The organism is Bacteroidales bacterium, assembly GCA_017521245.1.
Lineage (GTDB): Bacteria > Bacteroidota > Bacteroidia > Bacteroidales > G3-4614 > Caccoplasma_A.
In genome coordinates, this window is the sequence record JAFXDI010000039.1 from 40,701 (window position 1) to 48,305 (window position 7,605).

General features: G+C 37.2%; 3 protein-coding genes. 1 reads left to right on the forward strand and 2 read right to left on the reverse strand.

Annotated elements, in window-relative coordinates; translation table 11 throughout:
* Nucleotides 1–108: 108 nt before the first annotated feature.
* Both IKK64_06265 and IKK64_06270 read right to left on the reverse strand, forming a co-directional pair.
* Nucleotides 109–2,226, reverse strand: coding sequence for an alpha-N-acetylglucosaminidase (locus IKK64_06265; protein ID MBR4119666.1), 2,118 nt, complete (start codon nt 2,224–2,226; stop codon nt 109–111).
* 27 nt (nt 2,227–2,253) lie between these two features.
* Complete coding sequence (locus tag IKK64_06270) at nt 2,254–4,098, reverse strand: DEAD/DEAH box helicase (GenBank protein MBR4119667.1); 1,845 nt, start codon at nt 4,096–4,098, stop codon at nt 2,254–2,256.
* Nucleotides 4,099–4,302: 204 nt separating this feature from the next.
* Here IKK64_06270 and IKK64_06275 point away from each other — a divergent pair.
* A partial coding sequence (locus IKK64_06275; GenBank protein ID MBR4119668.1) for an exo-alpha-sialidase occupies nt 4,303–7,605 on the forward strand: 3,303 nt, incomplete at its 3' end.

Below are 7,605 nucleotides of genomic sequence, written 5' to 3' on the forward strand. Positions count from 1 at the left end.
CAATTTAAATAATTAAACAAAGGAGTGTTCTCTTCGCAATTGAAGAGGACACTCCTTTATTATTTATCATTATAATTAAACTACTGTATTATTAAAATACAATATCCTCTAATCTTCAATCAATAATAATATATCTTTAGCAATATCAATTACGTTATTGTATGCTTTGTGAGGATATGATTTTTTATTCTTAACCCAATCTTCATCAAAAGAGTACCAATCAAAATTATCAAGGTTTTTACCATTTTTGAGGGAGTCAAAAAATAACATCCAGCGATTATAGTATAAATCCTTTAAAATACCATTCCACTCTTTGTGGGCATAATCTCTTAAACCTCCATTCTCTGAGGCATTTCTATCTCCCCATGTGGTAATCTGCACCTTGGCATTCCACTCGTATAAATCACGCTCTTTGCGAGTTTTCCCCATCTTGCGAGCCGATTCAATCCAGTTGCCAACCATAAACTCTTTACGGCACGAGAGCAGATAGTCTTGTGCTAAAATTAAGTTTAAGAACTCATTGCATTTGTTGTTGAATAACTCTTTGTTATTACTGTCAAAAGCACACTCAATCTCTTTTAAAACCAATCTGCCCTTTTCGCTTATTGCCTGACGCAGAATATCAGTTAAATCATATTCAAAGTTATTATTATCCCTGTAATTATCGGCAATCTCCGCCATAAGAGTAGCAGCCTTTATAATCTCTTGAGGATTGTAGTAATCCTCGCAGTTAGCCCATTTTGAAGTATTTCTCACACCTAAAGCAGGTCTCGCACAAAATATCGATTCATGAGTACCCTGTTGCCTATTCTCTTTGGGAGCGTTGTATATGGAGTTTCTTAAAATCCTCCAAATATTAATAAGAGTTGAGTCGTAAGAGCCATATCTTGTCACAACGTAATCTCTTAACCACTCATCCTTATCAAACCTCTCACCACGCCATGTAAGTTCGGTAAGTAATTCAAACATAATGGTATTGTTTTCAATCCCTTCGGGAGTCATTCCAATACCTTTAAGAGAACTATTATTACTCTCTTTTATCTCATAAAAACCATCAATAACAGCATCAAACTTTCCATGTAAACCAACATTGCCGCCAAAGTTTAAAAGCATACAGTATGCCCAATCGTGCCCTTGGTAATGTTCCCATTGAGGAGTGCTCTCGCTATGTAAGTCCAAAATAAGCATATCCCCCTTTTTTATAGGAGTAATCATCTCTTTGTTGGGATTACCTTGCCATCCTTGAACTATCCAAACAGCATTTTTGTTACAACTCTTCATTGCACTTAAAATGGTTTTTCCAGCCTCAGCCATATCAATCCCCTCAGTTATACCACCCTCATGAAAAGGATCAATTGCATAAAAATTGGTCTTACCAAAAAGTTTCTCTTGTTCACTATAATAGATGCTTGCAATATAGTTAAAATTAGAGTCGTTAGGTAAAATAAAAAATGGTCTCTTATAACCGCACCACAATCCTGTATTAACAGCATCAATGCCCAATTTATCTTTAGCATTACTTGGAATCATACCGCAGTAACCAGGTAAAACAGGTTCAATGCCATACTCCCTCAATCTTTCAAGAATTTTATGTTGTAGAGAAACTTGGCGTTTATACCATCTTTTGTAATTAGGTCCACCCCAACCTTCAAGATTATTCATAAGCCACCAAGCCGAGAAAGCAGGTCCTGCAATAAAATCATCAATCTCTCTATCGTTGTAGCCAAGTCTCTTAAGAACATTAACCCAAACGCCTTCGCTACCAGTAATTGCAAGAGATAAATTTATACCATGCAGAGCCATCCAGTCAATTTCACGTTCCCAACGCTCCCAATCCCAGAATGCCATAGAGTATGAAAAGGTACAGAAATTAAGATTATATCTATACTTTATATCACTCTCAATTCTTATTGGCTTTTCAATAATAGGAAGTAATTCGGGTAGGGGATTGCTCATATTGTTCCACGACAAATGAATACCTGCATAATATTTTAAATACCAGTTAATACCGGTTGCAATAGAAACAAAGTTATTACCTTTAACAAGAATCTTATTATTGTTTGAACTCAGTTCAAAAAAATCCTTGTCGCTATCGCAAATCTCAATAGCGAATCTATCCGAAGCCCCCTTATCAATTCTCTCCAGCAATCCGTTGATAGGATTCGCTGAAACCTTAAAAAATGGGAGAACAAATAAAACTGAAATAAAAAATATAATTTTCTTCACAGTCCTCTAACAACTGAAAATTAACAACTATCTTCTCTTCTTCTTTTTGCCTTTCTTTACCCACATACTATCATTGGGGATTGAGAAATCGCCATTAAAGAATTGTTGCCAATCATCCTTTTTCCCTCTCTTCTTATGTTTTTTAGGTTCAAACATATCGGCATTGTTGTTGTCTCTCTTTTTCTTTCTGCCATCCTTTTTTCCGCTATTGTCACTTTTACCTGTATTCTCTCCGGCAACTTCAACAATAACCCTTCTGCCATTGGCAAAACTCTTGTTTAATGCATTTATAACGCTCTCGGCATCCTCTTCGGCAACCTCAAAGAACGAAAACTCTCTTAATAGATCAATCTTACCCACGCAAGGTTTTTGACCTTTCATATTGCGGTTTATAAGTTCAATAACGTGGTTAGCATAGAAACCATCAACTTTACCAAAATTAAGGAATAAACGGGTAAATCCGGGAGCCGCCTTTCTGCCTCTTTTTGAAGAATCGCTCTCGCTATTTTTAACCTTCATACACTCTTTCTGTGCAGCCTTTTCAGTGGGAACATCTATTGTATCAGCATCCCTGTAATACTCCAAAAATCTATTAAACTCAATCGAAACAACACGCTTAATAAGATCCTCTTTACTCAACCATTCAAGTTTACGATATATCGATGGCAAGAATCCCTCAATCTCCTCTTCGTTGACCAGCACTCTCTCAACATCATCAATAACCTTTATAAGTTGTTTCTCGCAGATCTGTCTGCCGGTGGGAAGAGTACCAGTAATAAATTCCTTGGCGATAACCTTTTCAATTTCACGTAATTTGCCACGCTCACGCATATTAATTATGGCAATTGAAGTACCTGTCTTTCCTGCACGTCCAGTTCTTCCGCTTCTGTGAGTATAAGACTCAATATCATCAGGCAAACCATAGTTGATAACGTGAGTCAAATCATCAACATCCAAACCTCTGGCGGCAACATCGGTAGCCACCAATAGTTGCAAGTGACGCAGACGGAACTTTTGCATAACAGCATCACGTTGAGCCTGCGATAAATCACCATGTAACGAGTCGGCATTATAACCATCCTTAATCAAGTTATCGGCAATCTCTTGAGTCTCTCTTCTTGTACGGCAAAATATAATACCATAAATTTTGGGGTAGTAGTCAGCAATACGTTTAAGAGCCAAATATTTATCTTTGGCATGAACCATATAGTAAATATGCTTAACATTTTTTGTACCCTCGTTTTTGGTGCCAATAACAATCTCTTTAGCGTTGTTCAGGTAATTTTTAGCAATTTCGCCAATCTCTGCCGACATAGTTGCCGAGAACATCATCATATTTCTCTCCATAGGAACTTCGGTAAGAATAGCGTTAAGACTCTCCTCAAATCCCATATTAAGCATCTCATCAGCCTCATCCAAAACCACATTATGGATATTCTCCATCTTAACAGTTTTTCTGTTCATCAAATCAAGAAGTCTACCGGGAGTAGCAACAATAATCTGCACGCCACTCTTCAAACTCTTCATTTGACTCTCAATCGAAGATCCACCATAAACGGCCAAAACTTTCAGTCCATCAATATATTTTGAATAACTTTTAATATCATCAGCAATTTGCAAACAAAGTTCTCTTGTAGGAGCAAGAACAAGAGCCTGAGGGAAACGTTTTTTAACATCCACCCTTTGAATAAGAGGAATACCAAATGCTGCAGTTTTTCCTGTACCTGTCTGAGCAAGAGCAACAACATCATTACCATTACCTAAAAGATAAGGAATAACAGCCTCTTGAACAGGCATAGGGTATTCAAATCCTAATTCACTAATAGCCAAAAGTATCTCATCCAAGACACCTAATTCTTCAAAACTTTTCATTAAAATTTATTATAAATAATATGCTTAAAATAAATTGCTAAGATACTTTAAAAATCCCATATAATTACTATTATTGTTGAGATATGTTAAAATGGTGAATATAAATCTATTTATGTCGGTAAATAGTTCCCTTTCGATTTCAAAAGAATGAAAAAAAGTCTTACATTTGCGAAAATAAACAATTCACCAAAAAATTAATTATTTATGAGAAAAGTTTTATCTTTTTTTGTGATGTTGTTGGTGTCAATAATAACTACAACATCATTTGCTCAAGATGAGCTTACAAGAGTACCCGTTTTCACAATGGGGGAGAGCGGTTCTCAATATTATCGTATTCCGGCGATAGTAGAGACTGAAAATGGAACATTGGTTGCTATTGCCGACCAACGAGGTAGTGCATTGGGCGACTTGCCAAACATCATCAGTATTGTTGCAAAAACAAGTACTGATAAAGGTGCAACATGGAACAGCATGGTAACAATTGCACAAGCGTCAGCAACAGCAGGAACAACTTATGGCGATGCAGTTGCTGTTTATGATGAAGAGACAGGTAAAATTATCACAGTATTTGTTGGTAACGAAAACTACGGAACAAACTGTGTAGGTCTTTGGGCTTCAAATTCAACCTATCCTTTGCGTCTCTACAAATCAGAGAGTTCTGATAATGGAGCATCATGGACAACACCTGTTGATATAACAGAGTCAATTTACAATGCCGTTTATGGTTCAAGAACTTCTTGGATAGGAGGTTTTGCAGGATCAGGAAGTGCTGTTCAACTTAAAAAAGGAGATAAAGCAGGGCGTTTGATGTTTGTAGTTGCTTTACGTCAAAATTCAACATGGGGCGGAAATTGCAGTAACTACGCAGTTTACTCTGACGATAACGGAGCAACATGGCAAGTTTCAACAGCCGCTTGTACAAGTGGTGATGAGGCAAAAATTGTTGAGTTAGAGAATGGCGATTTGTTGATGAGTATCAAAAACCGTAAAGATGATTCATCAAACGGTTCAGGTTATCGTCTAATGGCAAAATCAACAGATCAAGGAGCAACTTGGACAACAGCCGAAGTTAACAATAATCTAATGGATCCAGCATGTAACGGAGATGTAGTATCTATCGAATATGACGGACAATACTATCTATTGCACTCACTTCCAGCAAGCACATCAACTCGCGAGAATGTAACAGTGTATGCAAGTCTTGACGGAGGCGAAACTTGGCCTATCAGCCGTAAAATATATGACGGATATTCAGCATACTCATCATTAGAGGTGTTGAATGACGGAACTATAGGTATTCTTGTAGAAGAAGGTAAATGGGATGGAAGTCTTCCAGGAGAAGATGGTTTTAACATTGGATACTACAACTTCACAATGGATTGGTTGTTGGCTACAACTAATTTTGATGCACTTGAGATGGTTGAGAAAGCCAATGAGTTGTTATCAAAAGGAGGTATTGGTTATCCTAATGCAATAGCAAAAGCAAAATTGCGTTCAGCAAAAGAGGCAGTTGAGGCAGATGCATCAACAGAAAATGTTGCAGCATTAACATCTGCAATACAAACATTCTATACAACAGATGAAATTGAACTTCCTCAAGTAGGAAAAACTTATACATTCATATCAAAAGGAGTAACTGCTGATTACTATATGTACAATGGTGATGGAACATTATCATTAGCGTCATATACCGAAGGAATGGAGTTGCCAGATGCAGCAAAATTTACTTGCGAGTACGATGAAACAGCAGGTAAATATATGTTCAAAACATTTGACGGAGCATATTACATGGCATATCCTACAATAGGAGGTAAAAGTTGGTTGGATAATGAAAGTGAAACAGGTCTTGAGTCTTCAGCATCACGAGTAACACAATTTGATATACAAAAAATATCAATAGATGCAAATGTATCTGCAACAGCAGAAGATTTGTTCGGATATGTTCATCTATGGGGTTATCGTGGATATGACAATGGAAAACATGTCGATATGGAAGGCCCAGTAATTGTTAAAACATCTGCTGGTGCATTTGATGGTGCTGGAGGAGATTTCTATATAATAAATGCAAATGGAGAATTTACATCAGCATTTGAAATCAAACCAGTATCAAGCGGAACTCCTATCATTCTTGACCGTTCAGCATGGACAGCAACAGCTTCTTCATACGAATATGATGGAGAGGGTTCGGCAGGTGGATGGCCAGAGCATACAATTGATGACGATCCAGCAACATTCTGGCACTCAGATTATAGTGTAACACCAAATCCTACTGTACCACACTGGTTGCAATACAATATGGGATCATCTTATGAGATAACAGCCTTCACATACGTTTCTCGTACAGCAGACGGAGCAAATATCACATGTAATGGTAACGTTAAAACATATAAATTCTATGTAAGTGAGACCGAAATCTCTTCAAACATAAATGCAACAACAAAAGAACCTGTTGGATTAACTCCAGCAGCAGAGGGTGAATTTACATACGATGGAGTATCAACAGAGCATCACGTTGAGTTGGCAGAATCGGTAAAAGGTCAATATCTATATCTATTGGTAACAGACTCTTGGAACTCAAATCAATCAACAAAATTTGGTAACTGTGCAGAGTTCTATGCATATGGTATTAGTGATGGACCAGCACCAACAACATATACTGTAACAGTAACAGCTTCTCCAGCAGAGGGAGGAACAGCAACAGTTAATAACAATACTACAGCAGAGATTGTTGAAGGAGCAAATGCAACCTTTACAGCAACTCCAGCAACAGGATATGAGTTTGTAAACTGGACATACACTAATGGACAAGTAGTTACAACTGATTTATCGTTCCGCGAAAAAATAACAGGATCAGTTGAATATATAGCAAACTTCTCAAAAATAGTTGTTGAGACAGAGTATTGTACCATGTCAGGAAACATCAACCAAGGACGCCACTTGGCATCATTCTCAATATCAAACGGAACAGAAACTCTTGATGTTCAAGGAACAACAAGTGGAGGTGCTGTATATATTAATCGTTCAAAAACTGCCATATTGGAAGTTAAACAAGGTGGAATAGTAACATTCCCAGCATTTGGATGGCAAGGAGAGTGGATGCATGCATATGCATACATTGATTACGATAACGATAAAGAGTTCAATACAACAGCAAACAATGACGGAACAACAGGAGGTGAACTTGTAACATATAACAATTATGGAGAAAAAACCATCAATGGAACATCTTCAAGTAATCAATATGCAAATACAAGTTCATACACAAATGAATATGGAACAAGTAAAGGACTTCCAGCATTCAAGTTCCCTGATTTGATAGAACCGGGCGATTATCGTATGCGTATATCAGTAGCATGGAATCAATTCTCACCATGTGGATATTCAGATATTAAACCACAAGGAGGAATCTTGTTGGATATGACAATCCGAGTATTGGAGCCTGATACATATTTTGTAACAGTTTCATCTTCAAATGAAGAGTTGGGAACAGCATATATCGGAGAGGAA

Coding starts and splice junctions, on each gene's coding strand:
- IKK64_06270 (MBR4119667.1), bottom strand. CDS start 4,098: ATGAAAAGTTTTGAAGAATTAGGTGTCTTGGATGAGATACTTTTGGCT.